Below are 17101 nucleotides of genomic sequence, written 5' to 3' on the forward strand. Positions count from 1 at the left end.
CACGGAAGTTTATGCGGTCTGGTTCAGGGCCGCAAAGATACGGCTATTCAACATGTGTCGGATACAGCCTCGGAGACCCGCGCGGAATCAGGCCCGCCAGCAGGGATTTCGTCATTCAACATCATCGGACTTATTGGACTCCAACGCCATCGCGATCAACGCGTCGGTGCTCAACGAGTCGATGACGTCGTCGTCGACTTGGGTTTCGGCACGCGCCGTTTCCGAGTCGCCCGCGAGCAGCAAAAGCTTGTCGAGCAAGCCCGTTCGCCGAAGTTCGCCCAACGGGATTTTTCTCAGCGCCGCCCACGTCTTCTCGTCGTCGGACACTTCGCGCTCGCCGTGCAGCAGTTGCCGACGCAGCTGATCGGCCAACGCCGCCGGGGTGGGGAAATCGAAGATCAGCGTGCGCGACAAGGCCAACCCGGTAGCGGCTTTCAGACGGTTGCGGAGCTCGACGCCGGTGAGCGATTCAAAGCCTATGTCGGAAAAGGCACGGTCGACGTCGATGTCGCGCCCGCTCGAGTGCCCCAGCACCGTTGCCGCGTGAGCGCGCACCAGTTCCACCAGCTGACGGTGCTGGTCCTCGGGTGCCATCGCGCGCAACTGCTCGGCCAGATCCGCCACCCGGTCGATAGGCGGCGCGGGTGCGTCCGTGCGTGATCCCAACCAAAACCGTTGCCGGGCAAAGCCGTACGTCGGCAACTCGATACGCCGTCCACCCAGGCCGGCCACGATCGACGGCCAGTCAACCGCCGTGCCGTTGACGAAGAGTTGCCCGGCCGCGCTCATCAGCGCGTCAATTTCGGGCTGCTCCTTGACCAGTGTGGCCACCGCGCAGGCATGCTCGGTGTTCAGCGACTGCTCCACTGCAGCGCTCAGGCCGGCAGCAGGCCCCACCTCGACAAACGTGTTGACTCCCAACGATTCCGCCAGCCGAACGCCGTCGACGAAGCGAACCGGCCGGCGTACGTGTTCAACCCAGTATTCCGCCGTTCCGTAGTCGGTGCCGGCCAACTCACCAGTCACGTTGGACACCAAGTCAATCCGCGGCTCGTCGGCTTTGACGTCAGCTATCAAGCGGGCGAATTCGTCCATCATGGGCTCTATCAGCGCCGAATGAAACGCATGCGAGACCGCGAGGCGATGCACCCGCGCCCCCTGCCGCGCCAACTGGTCGGCCACGGAGGCCACCGGGGCCTCGGCGCCCGAAAGCACTACGGCGTTGCGGGCATTGACCGCCGCGATGGCCACGCCGTCGGCGAGCAATGGGGTTACGACGTCCTCGCTGGCGGCCACCGCGATCATCACGCCACCGGCCGGCAGCGCCGCCATCAAGCGGCCCCGCACCGCGACGAGGCGTGCGGCGTCGTCGAGCGTGAGCACGCCGGCGATGTGCGCAGCGGTGATCTCCCCCACCGAGTGACCCATCACCAAATCGGGTTCGATTCGCCAGCTTTGCAGCAATGCCGCCACGGCCAGCTCGATGGCGAACAGCGCCGGCTGCGCATATTCGGTATTCGCCAACAACTCTGCGTCGACACCCCAGATCACATCGCGCAAACCCGACCGCAGGTGGACATTTAACGCGTCGAGAGCGTCGTCGAATGCTCGGGCGAAGACCGGAAAGCGGTCGTAGAGCTGCTGGCCCATCCCCAACCATTGCGAACCTTGGCCGGGGAACACGAACGCGGTCTTGCCGGCCGCTCGAGCGCGGCCGGTGACCGCGGACCGGTCTCCGGTGGCCAACCGTGTCAAGCCCGAGGTGAGCGCTGGACGATCGCTGCCCACCAGAACCGCCCGGTGTTCGAAGGCCGTCCGCGTGGTGGCCAGCGACCACGCCACATCCGTCACGGTCGCCGCGTCCTCGGAGTCGAGGTAGGCGGCCAACCGCCCGGCCTGGTTGATCAAGGCCTGCTCCGAGCGCGCCGACAGCACCCAGGGCAGCGGGATCACTTGTTGCGGTTCGGCGACAACGCTTTCCGGCTGCGCGGGCGCCTGCTCGACGATCACGTGTGCATTCGTCCCGCCCATTCCGAACGACGACACACCGGCCCGCCGCGGCCGGTCCTCGTTCGGCCACGGCATCAACGCTGTATTGACTTGCAGCCCATAGTTTTTGAGGCTGTTGCCGACAGTGTTTGGGTCGTAGTTGAGGCTCGGCGGAATCACCGCGTTTTCGACGGCCAGTACCGCTTTGAGCAAGCCCGCGATTCCGGCGGCACTGCCGGCGTGTCCGATGTTGGTCTTCACCGAGCCGACCAGTACCGGGTTCTGGTGGCGCCCGGCGAAGATCTCACCCAGTGCCCGCGCCTCGACTGGGTCACCGACTTGCGTCCCGGTGCCGTGCGCCTCGACATAGTCGATGTCGTCGGCGCCCAGGCCGGCGCGGCCCAGCGCCCGCCGGATGACGTCGGCTTGCCCGGGCACCGACGGTACGGTCTGGCCGGCGGAGCTGTGGCCGGCATTGCCGACCGCACTGGCGCGGATGACGGCGCGGATTCTGTTTCCGTCTTTCAGGGCCGCGGCCAGCGGCTTCAACAGGACCATACCGGCACCCTCGGACCGCACGTAGCCGTCCGCACGTCCGTCGAAGGCATAGGTGTGGCCGGAGGTCGACATCGCGCCGAATTCCGTTTCGAGCATCGCGATTTCGTCGGCCAGGTTGAGGTGGATCCCGCCGGCTATCGCCAGCGCTGACTCGCCCGCGCGCAGGCTTTCGCAGGCCAGGTGCACCGCGACCAGTGCGGACGATTGACCGGAATCGACGACCATGCTGGTCCCCTGCAAGCCGAGCGCATAGGAGATCCGGTTGGCGATCATGGCCCGCGTGACCCCGCCGAAGGAATAGTGGTCGAGGTTGTCCGCGCCGTCGCGAAGCGTCAGCACGGCGTAGTCGTCGGTCATCGCTCCGAGGTGGATGGAAACCTGTTCGCCGCGTAGGGTTTCCGGTACCAGAAAGGCGTCTTCGAACAGTTCCCAAGCCAGTTCGAGGGCGACCCGCTGACGGGGATCCATCGCGCTGGCCTCGCGGGGCGACAGATTGAAGAAGTCGGCGTCGAACTCGGCGATCTCACCGGGTAGCCGGTTCTGCTCCAACCCGTCGCGAACGAGCCGCCAAAAGTCCCGCGGGGTGGCGGCACCGGGCAGCCTGCAGGCGAGGCCGATGACTGCGACGTCGGTGGGTGACATCAGGGACTGAGATCGTCGTCGAGGATCGCGAAGAGTTCGCGTTCGGTGGCGGTGGTGATGTCATCGTCGATGACGTGTGATTCGGTGGTCAGCGGTGCTGGGGATGCCAGCTCGCTGACGATCGCCTGGAGGCGGGCGGCCAAGCGAGTTTTTTCGTCCGGCGTCCAGTTGGGTTGGTTGACCAGTGTTTGCAACTCGCGGGCGATGTCGTTGAACCGCGCCAGTTGGTCCGGCGCGGCCGCGGGTGCGCTCGTGGTGACCGAGCTGAGTTGTTCGTCGATGTGTTCGGCGAGCGCCGCGGGTGTGGGAAAGTCGAAGATCAGGCTCGGTGAAAGGGTAAGTCCGGTAGCCATTTTGATGCGGTTGCGCAGTTCTACCGCCGTCAGCGAGTCGAACCCGAGGTCCTGGAACGGCAGCTGAGCCTCGATGTCGGCGTTGGACCTGCCCAGCACGGTGGCCGCGTTGGTGCACACCAGTTCCACCAGCTGGTGGTGACGCTGCTCAGGACTGAGTCCCTGCAATCGGGTGGCCAGACCCGACGTCGACGCCCCTGCGTCGGCATCGCTGATCAGTCGCCGACCCGGTCGCCTGACCAGGTCACGCAGCACCGGCGGGATGGCACCGCCCGCGCCCAGCCCGGCCGAATCGACGCGGGCAGCCACCAGCAGCGGACGGTCGGCGAGCATGGCCTCGTCGAACAGCTGAAGCGCATGCGGGGTGGATAGCGGCGCCAACCCGGCCCGGCTCATCCGGGCCTTGTCGCGCTCGTCGAGGTGTTGGGTCATGCCGCTGGCCTGGTCCCACAGTCCCCAGGCGATCGACAATCCCGCCAGACCGTGGGCACGCCGGTGGGCGGCCAGACCGTCGAGGAAGCTGTTGGCCGCGGCGTAGTTGCCCTGGCCCGCGGAGCCCACGATGCCGGCCATCGAGGAGAACATCACAAACGCCGACAGATCCATGTCCCGGGTGAGCTCGTGCAGGTTCCACGCGCCGTCCACCTTGGCCCGCAACACCGAGTCCACGCGTTGCGGGGTCAGCGACGCGAGCAGCCCGTCATCGAGCACCCCGGCAGCATGGAATACGCCCTTGAGCGGATACCGTGCCGGCAGTCCGGCGATCAACGCCGCCAGCGCATCGCGATCAGCGACGTCGCAGGCCACCACCGCCACCTCGGCCCCGGCCGTCCCGAGCTGATCCACCAACTCCGCCACGCCCTCGCCATCGGCGCCACGGCGGCTGACCAACACGACATGGGCCACCCCGTAACGCGCCACCAGATGGGCGGCCACCGCCGAACCTGCCATACCGGTACCTCCGGTGATCAGCACACTGCCCCCGGCCAGCCCGCCACCGGCCCCGGTGAGGACCGCGTCACCGGGGCCATCCGGGATCGTGAGCACCACCTTCCCGATCTGGCGGGCCTGGCTGACGAACCGGTACGCCGCGGCTGCACAACGCACGTCAAAAGTCTTGACCGGCAACGGCTTCAACACACCCGCGTCGAACATCGACATCAGGTCTGACAGCATTGAGGCGATGTGGTCCGGGCCGGCCTCCATCAGGTCGAACGCGCGGTATCTCACCCCCGGTGCCATCGACGCGGGGTCGCGAAGATCGGTCTTGCCCATCTCGATAAACCGCCCGCCGCCGACCAGCAACCGCAGCGAGGCGTCGAGAAACTCACCGGCCAGCGAGTTGAGCACCACATCAACCCCGGCACCGCCGGTGGTGGCCAGGAACTTCTCCTCGAAATCCACGGTCCGGGTGTCACCGATATGGTCGTCGTCAAAGCCCATCGCGCGCAAGGTATCCCACTTGCCACGGCTGGCGGTCGCGAACACCTCCGCACCCCAATGCCGGGCCAACTGCACCGCGGCCATGCCGACCCCGCCAGTGGCGGCGTGCACCAACACCTTCTCCCCGGCTTTGAGGCCCGCCAACTCGGACAATCCGTACAGGGCGGTCAAAAACACCACCGGCACGCCCGCGGCTTGCGGCAGCGACCAGCCGGCCGGCACCCCCGTCACCAACCGCGCATCCACCACGGCCTCGGACCCGACCACCCCCAGCAAGCCCATCACCGCATCCCCGACCGACAGCCCCACAACCCCCGGACCCACCTCGAGCACCACCCCCGCGCCCTCGGCACCCAGCTCGCCGCCCCCGGGATACATCCCCAACGCCACCAACACATCCCGGAAATTCACCCCAACCGCGGCCACCGCCACCCGCACCTGCCCGGCAGCCAGCACCGCCGGTGCGGCCGGAGCGACCACCACGTCTTCCAGGGTGCCGCCACCACCGGCGGCCAGTCGCCAGCCGCCGGGTGGCAACTCCAGCACTGCCCCGGCCCCGACGGCGCCGAGCCGCGCCGCGTGCGCGACGCCGCAGCGCACCACCAATTGCGGTTCGCCACAGGCGACGACGTCGGCGATGTCCAATGATCCGTCGGTGTCGACCAGCACCACCCGACCCGGCTGCTCGGCCTGCGCCGACCGCACCAACCCCCACACCGCCGCGCCCGCCAGATCGGTCACATCCTCACCGGCCAACCCCACCGCGCCACGAGTCAGCACAACCAACGGCCCCGCATCGCTACCAGCCAACCACGACTGCAACACACCCAACGCCTCATGAGTAGCCCCATACACCGACTCGACCGAGGTGCCCGAACCCGGCTCCCACACCGTCACACCCCGTCCACCAACAGCATTGGGCTCCAAGGCAACCGCCGACCATGCGGGTTCGTACAGTCCGCCGCCGCCGCCGGCGGCAGCGGCCAAGGCGGTCGACAGCGCACCGATCGAGATCGGGCGAACCACTAGCTCCCGCACCGACAAAACCGGCAGGCCCGTTGCGTCGGCGAGGTCCACCGACACCGCGCCGGCGCCAGCCGGCGCGATCCGCACCCGGACCCGGGAGGCCCCAGCGGCATGCAGACACACGCCCTGCCAGGAGAACGGCAGCATCGTGGAGTCACCACCTTCGGCGATCCCCCAGGCGTGCAACGCGGCATCCAGCACGGTGGGGTGAATCCCGAAGCCGCCCATGGTCACACCCTCACCGGCGCTCACTTCGGCAAAGACCTCTTGGCCGCGCCGCCACAGGGTTCGCAGACCCCGGAACGCGGGCCCGTAGTCGTAGCCCCGAGCCGCGAGCACCTCGTACACGTCGCCGACCTCGACGACGGAAGCCCCGACCGGCGGCCACACCGACAAGTCCGCGGCGGGTTCGGGCGCCGCGGCACTCAGCGCGCCTTGGGCGTGCAGCACCCAGACCGAATCCGTCGCCGCACCACGCGAATACACCCACACGGCATGCGAACCCGACTCGCCCGCGGCGTCCACGACGACCTGAACGCGCGCGGTGCCACCCGGTGGCAACACCAGCGGTGCCAACAAGGTCAGCTCATCGACCACCGAGCAGCCGACCTCATCACCGGCCCGCAACGCCAACTCCACGAACCCGGCGCCGGGGAACAACACCACCCCGTCGACGACGTGATCGGCCAGCCAGGGCGATCCGCTCACCGACAACGAGCCCGTCAGCACCACGCCGCCGGAGTCGGGCCGCTCCACCACCGCGCCCAGCAATGGATGTGCGGCGCGGACCAGCCCGACGCTGCTCACATTGCCCGACCCCACCGCGCCGAGGGGCAGCCAGAATCGTTGCCGGACAAAGCCGTACGTGGGTAGGTCGACGCGGTGCCCGTTTCCCACCGCCTTGGCCCAGTCCACCTGGACGCCGATCGTGAACAACTGCCCGAGCGCCTTGAGTGCCGACTCCGCCTCGGGGCGATCCTTGGCCACTGTGATCACCGACGTCGCCTGCTCGGTGGTCAACGACTGCTCGACGGCAGCGATAAGACCGCGACCCGGACCGACCTCCACGAAAGCCCGGGCGCCCAACGACTCGGCAGTGCGCACCCCGTCGGCGAAACGGACCGGCAGGCGCACATGTTCGACCCAGTATTCCGGCGATCCGTAGCCGGGCCCGGCCAGCTCGCCGGTCAGGTTGGACACCAACCCTATTCGCGGCGGCGCAGGTGACACTGCGGCGACCAGCTGCGCGAACTCCCCGAGCATCGGCTCCATCAGCGCGGAGTGGAAAGCGTGTGAGACGGCCAGTCGATGTACCCGCCGGCCGTGGGCCGCGAGTTCGTCGGACACCGCGGTGACCGCGGCCTCGGGGCCCGAAATCACCACGGCGTCAGGGCCGTTGATCGCGGCGAGATTTACCTCCGCGCTCAGCATCGGCGAGACGTCGGCTTCGCCGGCGGCGACCGCGACCATCGCCCCCCCGGGCGGCAGCGCCGCCATCAACCGGCCGCGCCCCGCAACGACTTTCGCCGCATCCGCGAGCGACAGCACGCCCGCGATGTAGGCCGCGGTGATCTCGCCGACGGAATGGCCGGTCACCACGTCGGGCAGCACGCCCCAATGCGCAAGCAACGCCGCGATCGCCACCTCGACGGCGAACAGCGCCGACTGCGCGAACTCAGTACTCTGCAGCAGCTCGGCGTCCTCGCCCCAGATCACCTGCCGCAGCGGCAACCGCAGCTGCGGATCCAGTGCGGTGACCGCCTCGTCGAACGCCCGGGCGAACTCCGGAAAGCGTTCGTAGAGCTGCTGGCCCATCCCCAACCACTGCGAACCTTGGCCGGGAAACACGAACACGGTCTTGCCTGCCGAGCGGACCCGCCCTGCCGTGACGCCGGCGCCCGGGTCACCGGCGGCCAGCTCGCTCAGGCCGGCGATCAGATGATCCCGGTCCGCGCCGATCACCACGGCCCGATGGTCGAACACCGCGCGTGTCGTGACCAGGGACCACGCCACGTCCACCGGGCTCAGCTTCGCGTCCCCGGACACGTGGGCGAGCAACCGCTTGGCCTGATTGGCCAAAGCCTGCTCGGAGCGAGCCGACAGCACCCACGCGGTCTCGCGCGGATCCGGTTCGGCGACAACGTCTTCGGATTCGGTAGCCGGTGCCTGCTCGATGATCACGTGGGCGTTCGTCCCGCTGATCCCGAACGACGACACCCCGGCCCGGCGTGGCCCGTCGCCGCTCGGCCAGGCCCGCGACTCGGTCAACAACGACACCGCGCCCGACGACCAGTCCACATGCGGCGACGGCACATCCACGTGCAGGCTTTGCGGCAGCACCCCGTGCTGGATCGCCTCGATCATCTTGATGACCCCGGCCACGCCGGCGGCGGCCGAGGTATGACCGATGTTGGATTTGATCGACCCCAGCCACAGCGGACGGTCCGCCGGCCGATCCTGGCCGTAGGTCGCCAACAACGCTTGCGCCTCAATCGGATCGCCCAGCACTGTTCCCGTGCCGTGGCCTTCGACCACGTCGACGTCGGCCGCGGTCAGGCGCGCGCTGGCCAGCGCGGTGCGGATGACGCGTTGCTGGGAGGGCCCGTTCGGTGCGGTCAGCCCGTTGGACGCGCCATCCTGGTTGACGGCGGTGCCCCGCACGATCGCCAACACCGGGTGTCCGGCGCGGCGTGCGTCCGCCAACCGCTCCACCACCAGGACACCGGCGCCTTCCGACCAGGCGGTGCCGTCCGCGGCGCCGGCGTACACCTTGCAGCGGCCATCGGGAGCCAATGCTCGCTGGCGGCTGAATTCGACGAAGGCGGCGGGGGTGGCCATGACCGTGACGCCACCGACCAGGGCCAAGTCGCATTCCCCCGATCGCAACGACTGCGCGGCCAGGTGCAGCGCCACCAGAGACGACGAGCACGCGGTGTCCACCGATACCGCCGGGCCTTCCAGGCCCAGCACATATGACACCCGGCCCGAGGTCACGCTCAACGTCGAGCCGGTGAGCCCGTAGCCCTCCAGCTCGCCTTCCACCTGCCCGCCGTAACCGGCATGGATAACGCCGGCGAACACGCCCGTCGCCGAGCCCCGCAACCCCAGCGGGTCGACGCCCGCGCGCTCCAACGCTTCCCACGACAGCTCCAGCATCAAACGCTGCTGTGGATCCATCGCCAGCGCCTCGCTGGGACCGACGCCGAAGAACCCGGCATCGAAATCGCCGGCGTCGCCGAGAAACGATCCCTGCCGCACGTACATCTTGCCGGGGGCATCGGGGTCGGGATCGTACAACCCCGCCACATCCCAGCCCCGGTCCGAAGGAAAATCCGACACGGCGTCACGGCCCTCAACCACCATGTCCCACAACGCTTCCGGCGAATCCACTCCACCCGGATACCGGCACGCCATCCCGACCACCGCCACCGGCTCGGACAGCTTGCCCTCCAGTTCGGCCACCCGGCGCCGGGTGCGCCGCAGATCGGCGGTCAGCCGCTTCAGGTAATCAAGATGTTTGTCGGTGTCCGACACGGGCGCTCCTTGGCGTCTTACGATCCGAGTTCTTCGTCGAGGATCGCGAACAGTTCGCTTTCGCTGGCAGTGTGGATGTCCTCGTCGTCGGCTTCCTGTTGGTCGTGTGGATCCAGGTGGGCACTGAGTGTGGTCAGCAACGTCTGGATGCGGGTGGTCAAGTGCGGCTTGTCTGCTGGCTGCCAATCGGGTTGGTTCAGCAGCGTTTGCAGCTCCCGGGTGACATCGTTGAAGCGCGCCATCAGGTCGGGCTGCCCGGCGGAGTCCGGAGCATGGAGCACCACCAGCCGGGTGTCGAGATGTTCGGCCAGGACGATCGGCGTCGGGTAATCGAAGATCAGGGTCGGCGAAAGGGTCAGCCCAGTCGCTGTTTTGAGCCGGTTACGCAGCTCGACCGCCGTCAGCGAGTCGAAGCCCAGGTCCTGGAAGACGCTGCCCGCGTCGATATCTCCGGCGTTGGGACGGCCCAGCACGGTGGCGGCGTTGCGGCTGACCAAATCGACCAGTTCGCTATGCCGCTGTTCGGCGGACAGACCCTGCAAGCGGGCGACCAGGCTGGTCGTCGAAGCCGAGGTGGTGTCGGTCTCGTCGATGACACGCCTGATGGGGCGGGCGACGAGCTGACTGAGCAGCGGGGGCAGTGTGGCGCCGTTGTCGGCCAACGCGCCGGGATCGATGCGCGCGGCGACCAGCACCGGACATTCGGCCAGCATCGCGGCGTCGAACAGTCGCAGAGCCTGCTCGGTTGGCATGGGGGCGAGCCCGATTCGGCTCATGCGCGCTTTGTCGCGCTCGCCGAGGTGTTGGGTCATGCCGCTGGCCTGGTCCCACAGTCCCCAGGCGATCGACAATCCCGCCAGACCATGGGCACGCCGGTAGGTCGCCAATTCGTCGAGGAAGCTGTTGGCCGCGGCGTAGTTGCCCTGGCCCGCGGAGCCCACGATGCCGGCCATCGAGGAGAACATCACGAACGCCGACAGGTCCATGTCCCGGGTGAGCTCGTGCAGGTTCCACGCGCCGTCCACTTTGGCCCGCAGCACCGTGTCCACCCGTCCCGGCGTCAGCGACGCGAGCAGCCCGTCATCGAGCACTCCGGCAGCATGGAATACGCCCTTGAGCGGATATTCGGTAGGCAGCCCGGCGATCAACGCCGCCAGCGCATCTCGATCGCCGACGTCGCAGGCCACCACCGACACCTCGGCCCCGGCCGCGGTGAGTCGATCCACCAATTCCGGCACGCCGTCGCCATCGGGGCCGCCGCGGCTGGCCAACACGACATGGGCCACCCCGTAACGCGCCACCAGATGGGCGGCCACCGCCGAACCGGCCATGCCGGTACCCCCGGTGATCAGCACGCTGCCGCCGGCCAGACCGCCGCCCGAACCCGTTAGGACCGCGTCGCCGGGACCATCGGGGATCGTGAGCACCACCTTGCCGGTGTGGCGGGCCTGGCTCACGAAGCGGTAGGCCGCGGATGCGCAGCGCACGTCAAACATCGTGATCGGCAACGGCTTCAGCACACCGGCGTCGAACATCGACATCAAGTCGGACAGCATGGTCGCGGTGAGGTCCGGGCCGGCCTCAATCAGATCGAAGGCGCGGTACAGCACGCCCGGTGGCATCGACGCGGGGTCGCGAAGATCGGTCTTGCCCATCTCGATAAACCGCCCGCCGCCGACCAGCAACCGCAGCGAGGCGTCGAGAAACTCACCGGCCAGCGAGTTGAGCACCACATCGACCCCGGCCCCGCCGGTGGTGGCCAGGAACTTCTCCTCGAAATCCACGGTCCGGGTGTCACCGATATGGTCATCGTCAAAGCCCATCGCGCGCAACGTATCCCACTTGCCACGGCTCGCGGTCGCGAACACCTCCGCACCCCAATGCCGGGCCAACTGCACCGCGGCCATGCCGACCCCGCCAGTGGCGGCGTGCACCAACACCTTCTCCCCGGCTTTGAGGCCCGCCAACTCGGACAATCCGTACAGGGCGGTCAAAAACACCACCGGCACACTCGCAGCCTGGACCATCGACCAGCCGGCCGGCACCCTGGTCACCATCCGCGCATCCACCACGGCCTCGGATCCGACGACTCCCAGCAGGCCCATCACCGCATCGCCAACGGACAGCCCCTGAACTCCCGGACCGATTTCGACGATCACGCCGGCGCCCTCGACGCCGAGCTCGCCGCCACCGGGATACATTCCCAACGCCACCAACACATCCCGGAAATTCACCCCGACCGCGGCCACCGCCACCCGCACCTGCCCGGCGGCCAGCTCCGCGCGGGGAAGTGGGCGCACCACCAGATCCTCCAGGGTGCCGCCGCCACCCACGCTCATCCGCCACTGCCCCGCCGGCAACGTCGACACCGACCGGGACGGGATCAGCCGCGCCGCGTGCGCGACGCCGGAACGCACCACCAATTGCGGTTCGCCACAGGCGACGACGTCGGCGATGTCCAATGATCCGTCGGTGTCGACCAGCACCACCCGACCCGGCTGCTCGGCCTGCGCCGACCGCACCAACCCCCACACCGCCGCGCCCGCCAGATCGGTCACATCCTCACCGGCCAACCCCACCGCGCCACGCGTCACCACAACCAACGGCCCCGCATCGCTACCAGCCAACCACGACTGCAACACACCCAACGCCTCATGAGTAGCCCCATACACCGACTCGACCGAGGTGCCCGAACCCGGCTCCCACACCGTCACACCCCGTCCACCAACAGCATTGGGCTCCAAGGCAACCGCCGACCATGCGGGTTCGTACAGTCCGCCGCTGGAGCGGGGTGCCACGGCCCCCGCCGCCAGTTGGGCCGTCGAGACCGGCCGGACCACCAGCTCCCGCACCGACAAAACCGGCAGGCCCGTTCCGTCGGCCAGGTCCACCGACACCGCGCTCACCCCGACCGGGGCGATCCGCACCCGCGCCCGGGACGCGCCGGCGGCGTGCAGACACACGCCCTGCCAGGAGAACGGCAGCATGGTCTCGGCCTGGTCGCCGACCACACCCATCGCGTGCAGCGCGGCGTCGACCAGTACCGGATGGATTCCGAAACTGTCCACCCGCATCCCGGCGACCTCGGGCACGGCGACTTCGGCGAAGACCTCATTACCGTGGCGCCACATGGCTTGCAAGCCTTGAAACGCGGGACCGTATTCGTAGCCCCGAGCCGCGAGCACTTCGTACACCTCGCCGACCTCGACGACGGAAGCGCCGACCGGTGGCCACACCGACAAGTCCGTAGCAGGTTCGGGCGCCGCGGCACTCAACGCACCCTCCGCATGCAGCGCCCATTCCGAATCGGGTTGCATGCCAAGGGAATACACCGATACCGCCCGGCGGCCCGAGCTGCCCGCGGGCCCGACCACGACCTGCACCGCGACGCTGTCCGACGCCGGCAACAGCAGCGGGGAAGACAGGGTCAGCTCCTCGACCACCGAGCAGCCGACCTCATCACCGGCCCGCAACGCCAACTCCACGAACCCGGCGCCGGGGAACAACACCACACCTGCCACCGCGTGATCGGCCAGCCACGGCTGCGCGGCCAGCGACAGGCGCCCGGTCAGCACCACGCCGCCGGAATCGGGCCGCTGCACCACAGCACCCAGCAAGCCGTGCTCGGCTCCGGCCAATCCCAATCCACCGAGATCGCCGCCACCAATGCCCATCGGGGGCAACCAAAATCGTCGGCCCTGGAAGGCGTAGGTCGGCAACTGCACCTGGTGGGCGCCGCAGAACACGGGGCGCCAATCCACCGTCACACCGGCGGCGTGCGCCTGTCCCGCGGACAACCAGAACCGGTCCAGCCCGCCATCGTCGCGGCCCAGCGACGGGATGACGACGGCATCGTCGGCGACGGTGCCTTCGATGCCGGCAACCAACACCGGGTGCGGGCTGCATTCGATGAACACCCGGAAGCCGGCGTCGCTGGCGGTCCGCACCGCCGGCGCGAATTGCACGGTCTGGCGGATGCTGCGGTACCAGTAATCGGCGTTCAGTGCCGCGGTGTCGAGGGGCTCACCGGTGACGGTGGAGAAGAAGGTGATCGAGGACGATCGGGGCTCAATGCCGACCAGGGCCTGGGCAAGTGGCTCACGAATTGCGTCGACCTGCGCCGAATGCGAGGCATAGTCGACGTCGATCCGGCGGGCACGCACACCGGCACCCTCACAACGGCGCATCAACTCCTCGAGTGCGCTGACCTCTCCGGAGACGACGATGGCCGAAATGCCGTTGACCGCAGCGATATTCAGACGATCGCCAGCGGGCGCCAACAGCTCGTGCGCCTGGTCCTGGCCGCAGGCCAGCGAGACCATGCCCCCGGCCCCCGACAGTTGCACCAGCAGCCGGCTGCGCAGCGCCACCACCCGAGCCGCGTCCTCCAGCGACAGCGCACCGGCCACGTAGGCCGCCGCGATCTCGCCCTGCGAGTGGCCGATGACTGCGTCGGGCCGCACACCTATCGAGCGCCATAATTCGGCCAGCGACACCATCATTGCCCACAGCACCGGCTGCACCACGTCGACCCGATCCAGCCCCGGGGCACCCGCGGCGCCGCGGATCACATCGATCAGGGACCACTCGACGTACTCGCCGAGCGCCTTCTCGCACCGGTTCAACTGCTCGGCGAATACCGGTGCGGTGTCCAGTAATTGGGCCCCCATACCGACCCACTGCGAGCCTTGGCCGGGAAACACGACCACCGTCTTGCCGACGGCCTGCGCGCGCCCCACCACGACGTTGACGCCCAGCTCCCCCGCCGCCAGGCCGGCCAGCCCGGCCATCAGCTCGTCGCGGCCACCGACGACCACGGCCCGATGATCGAACACCGAGCGCGTCGACGCCAGCGACCACCCCACGTCGGCAATGCCGAGCCGCGGATCGGCCTGCACGTGTGCCAGCAGTCGGCGCGCCTGGCCCGCCAGCGCCTCGGGCGACCGGGCAGACAACACCCATGGAGCCACCGGCATGTCACTGTCAGCCGCAACGCTTTCCACCACCGGAGGCTGTTCCAGGATCACGTGTGCATTGGTGCCGCTGATCCCGAACGACGACACCCCCGCTCGACGCGGCCGATCCAGCGCGGGCCACGACCGCTGCTCGGTCAGCAACGACACCGCGCCCGCCGACCAATCCACATGCGGCGTAGGCACATCCACGTGCAGCGTCTTGGGCATCACGCCGTGCCGCATCGCCTGCACCATCTTGATCACCCCGGCCACTCCCGCCGCCGCCGACGTGTGGCCCATGTTGGACTTGATGGAGCCCAGCCACAACGGCCGATCGGCCGGCCGATCCTGGCCATAGGTCGCCAAGATCGCCTGGGCTTCGATGGGATCGCCCAGGGTGGTGCCGGTCCCGTGGCCCTCCACCAAATCCACGTCCGCCGTGCCCAATCGGGCACTCTCCAGCGCCGCCCGGATCACCCGCTGCTGCGCCGGCCCGTTGGGGGTCGCCAACCCGTTGGACGCACCATCCTGATTCACCGCGGAACCCCGCACCACGGCCAGCACCCGGTGACCCAGCCGCCGCGCGTCGGCCAGCCGCTCCAGCACCAGCGCGCCGACGCCCTCGGAGAAGCCGGTTCCGTCGGCTGCGCCGGCATACGCCTTGCACCGACCATCGGCCGACAGCGCCCGCTGACGGCTGAACTCCACGAACATCGCGGGGGTGGCCATCACGGTCACGCCGCCGACCAGCGCCGCATCGCACTCACCCGAGCGCAGTGAACGCGCCGCCAGATGCAACGCCACCAGCGACGACGAGCACGCCGTGTCCACCGATACCGCCGGGCCCTCCAGGCCCAGCGAATACGCGACCCGGCCCGACGCGACACTCAGCGTCGAACCGCGCAAGCCGTAGCGCTCCAGGTCCCCGGGGACGCGGCCCTGACCGCCGTAGGAACCGTGGAAGATGCCGACGAACACGCCCGTGGCCGATCCTTTCAGCGTGATCGGGTCAATTCCGGCCCGCTCCAACGCCTCCCACGACACCTCGAGCAGCAGGCGTTGCTGGGGATCCATCGCCAGGGCCTCGCTCGGCGCGATCCCGAAGAACGCGGCGTCGAAATCGGCGACACCGGAAAGGAATCCACCGCAGCGGTTGTACGACTTGCCGGTCGCGTCGGGGTCGGGGTCGAACAGCTCGGCCAGATCCCAGCCGCGGTCGGCCGGGAAGTCGGTGACGACGTCGCGGCCCTCGGCGACCATCTCCCACAGGGCTTCCGGTGAGTCCACCCCGCCCGGATACCGGCAGGCCATCCCGACGATGGCAACCGGCTCGGTCGCTTCCTTGGTGAGCAGGGCTAGGTACTCGCGGTTCTCCCGCTTCAGCCGCTCGTTTTCCTTGAGCGACGCGCGTAGCGCCTTGACCAGCTCATCGGGAGTGCTATTCATGGGGCTAGGAGACGAGCCAGGATCCATACGCCCGCATCAGTGCCAGCGCAGCAAGACGAGCTCCGAGCAGAAGCCCGGCCCCATCGCGAGCATCAGACCCGGGCTTGCGCTGGGCGGTTTCTTGGCGATGGTGTCACGCAGCACGTGCAGCACCGACGCCGACGAGAGGTTGCCGATCTCGCCGAGCGATCGCCAGGTGAGTTCCAGGGCGTCCGGCGGCAGGCTCAGTGCCGCGGTGATCGCCTCGATGACCTTGGGGCCGCCGGGGTGGCTGACAAAGGCGCCGATGTCGGTCGCGGTCAGGCCGTGCGCCCCCAGGAAACCGGTGACGTCGTCTTCGATGTACTGCTCGACGACGGCCGCGACGTCCTTGGACAGCACCAGCTCGAACCCTTCGGTGCCGACGTCGTAGCCCATGGTGCGCAGCGAATCGGGGTAGAGATGACTGCGCGAATCCAGGACATCCGGGCCGCCGGCGCCGATCCTCGCCGCGCGATCCGCACCGACGGCAACCACGGATGCGGCGCCGTCAGCAAACAGGGCGCTGCCCACCAGACCGGCCAGCGAGGGCTTGTACCCCGGGTAGGTCAACGAGCAGAGTTCGACCGAGATCAGGGCCGCCACGCCGTCCGGGTGGCCGCGCAGATAGTCGTTCAGCCGGGCCACACCGGCCGCCCCGGCCACGCAGCCCAGGCCGAACAGCGGCACCCGCCGCACGTCGTCGCGCAGCCCGAGCCGCCCGGCGATCCGGGCGTCGATGGACGGGATCGCGAGTCCGGTGACCGTGGTCGTGAACAGCACGTCGACGTCGCTAGGCTGCAGGCCGGCGTCGTCGAGCGCGCCGGCGAGCGCCTCGCTGCCCAGCTCAACGGCATTGTCGATGTAGATCTGATTCGCGACGCCGAAGTCGGTCAGCCGGGGATAACGCTCCAGCGGGATGACCAGATGGCGGCTGTTGACCTTGGCGCTGGTGTGCAGCTGCCGAACGATGTCCTCGTAGTCCTCGAAGCCGGGAATGCTGAGGAAAAAGTCGGTGAGTTCTCGTTGGGAATAGCGATACGGCGGCAACGCACCGAATACTCCTGCGATGACGCTCATTGGTCCCACCCCTTGGTGACGAACATGCAGGTCGACGGGTTCAAGCCTGTGGTTACG

At 68.6% G+C, this 17101-nt stretch carries 4 protein-coding genes; all 4 read right to left on the reverse strand.

Features of this window, described 5'->3' with window-relative positions:
* Positions 1–111: 111 nt before the first annotated feature.
* From AAHS21_RS15895 to AAHS21_RS15910, 4 genes are read right to left on the reverse strand one after another with little or no spacing between them, the layout of a single operon-like run.
* Positions 112–3189: a type I polyketide synthase gene (locus tag AAHS21_RS15895; RefSeq protein ID WP_342928575.1), complete on the reverse strand. Its 3078-nt coding sequence runs from the start codon at positions 3187–3189 to the stop codon at positions 112–114.
* Entirely contained in the window at positions 3189–9545 is a 6357-nt protein-coding gene (locus AAHS21_RS15900; RefSeq protein WP_342928576.1) for an SDR family NAD(P)-dependent oxidoreductase, read from the reverse strand. Before AAHS21_RS15900 ends, AAHS21_RS15895 begins: the two co-directional genes overlap by 1 nt.
* Before the next feature lie 17 nt (positions 9546–9562).
* A complete protein-coding gene (locus AAHS21_RS15905; RefSeq protein WP_342928577.1) occupies positions 9563–15946 on the reverse strand; it encodes an SDR family NAD(P)-dependent oxidoreductase in 6384 nt (2127 codons plus the stop codon).
* A gap of 36 nt (positions 15947–15982) precedes the next feature.
* On the reverse strand, positions 15983–17044 hold the full coding sequence (locus tag AAHS21_RS15910; protein ID WP_342928578.1) for a type III polyketide synthase: 1062 nt from the start codon (positions 17042–17044) through the stop codon (positions 15983–15985).
* Positions 17045–17101 lie beyond the last annotated feature (57 nt).

It is taken from the genome of Mycobacterium sp. 050272, from assembly GCF_039023525.1.
Lineage (GTDB): Bacteria > Actinomycetota > Actinomycetes > Mycobacteriales > Mycobacteriaceae > Mycobacterium.

Coding starts and splice junctions, on each gene's coding strand:
- AAHS21_RS15905 (WP_342928577.1), bottom strand. CDS start 15,946: ATGAATAGCACTCCCGATGAGCTGGTCAAGGCGCTACGCGCGTCGCTC.
- AAHS21_RS15895 (WP_342928575.1), bottom strand. CDS start 3,189: ATGTCACCCACCGACGTCGCAGTCATCGGCCTCGCCTGCAGGCTGCCC.
- AAHS21_RS15910 (WP_342928578.1), bottom strand. CDS start 17,044: ATGAGCGTCATCGCAGGAGTATTCGGTGCGTTGCCGCCGTATCGCTAT.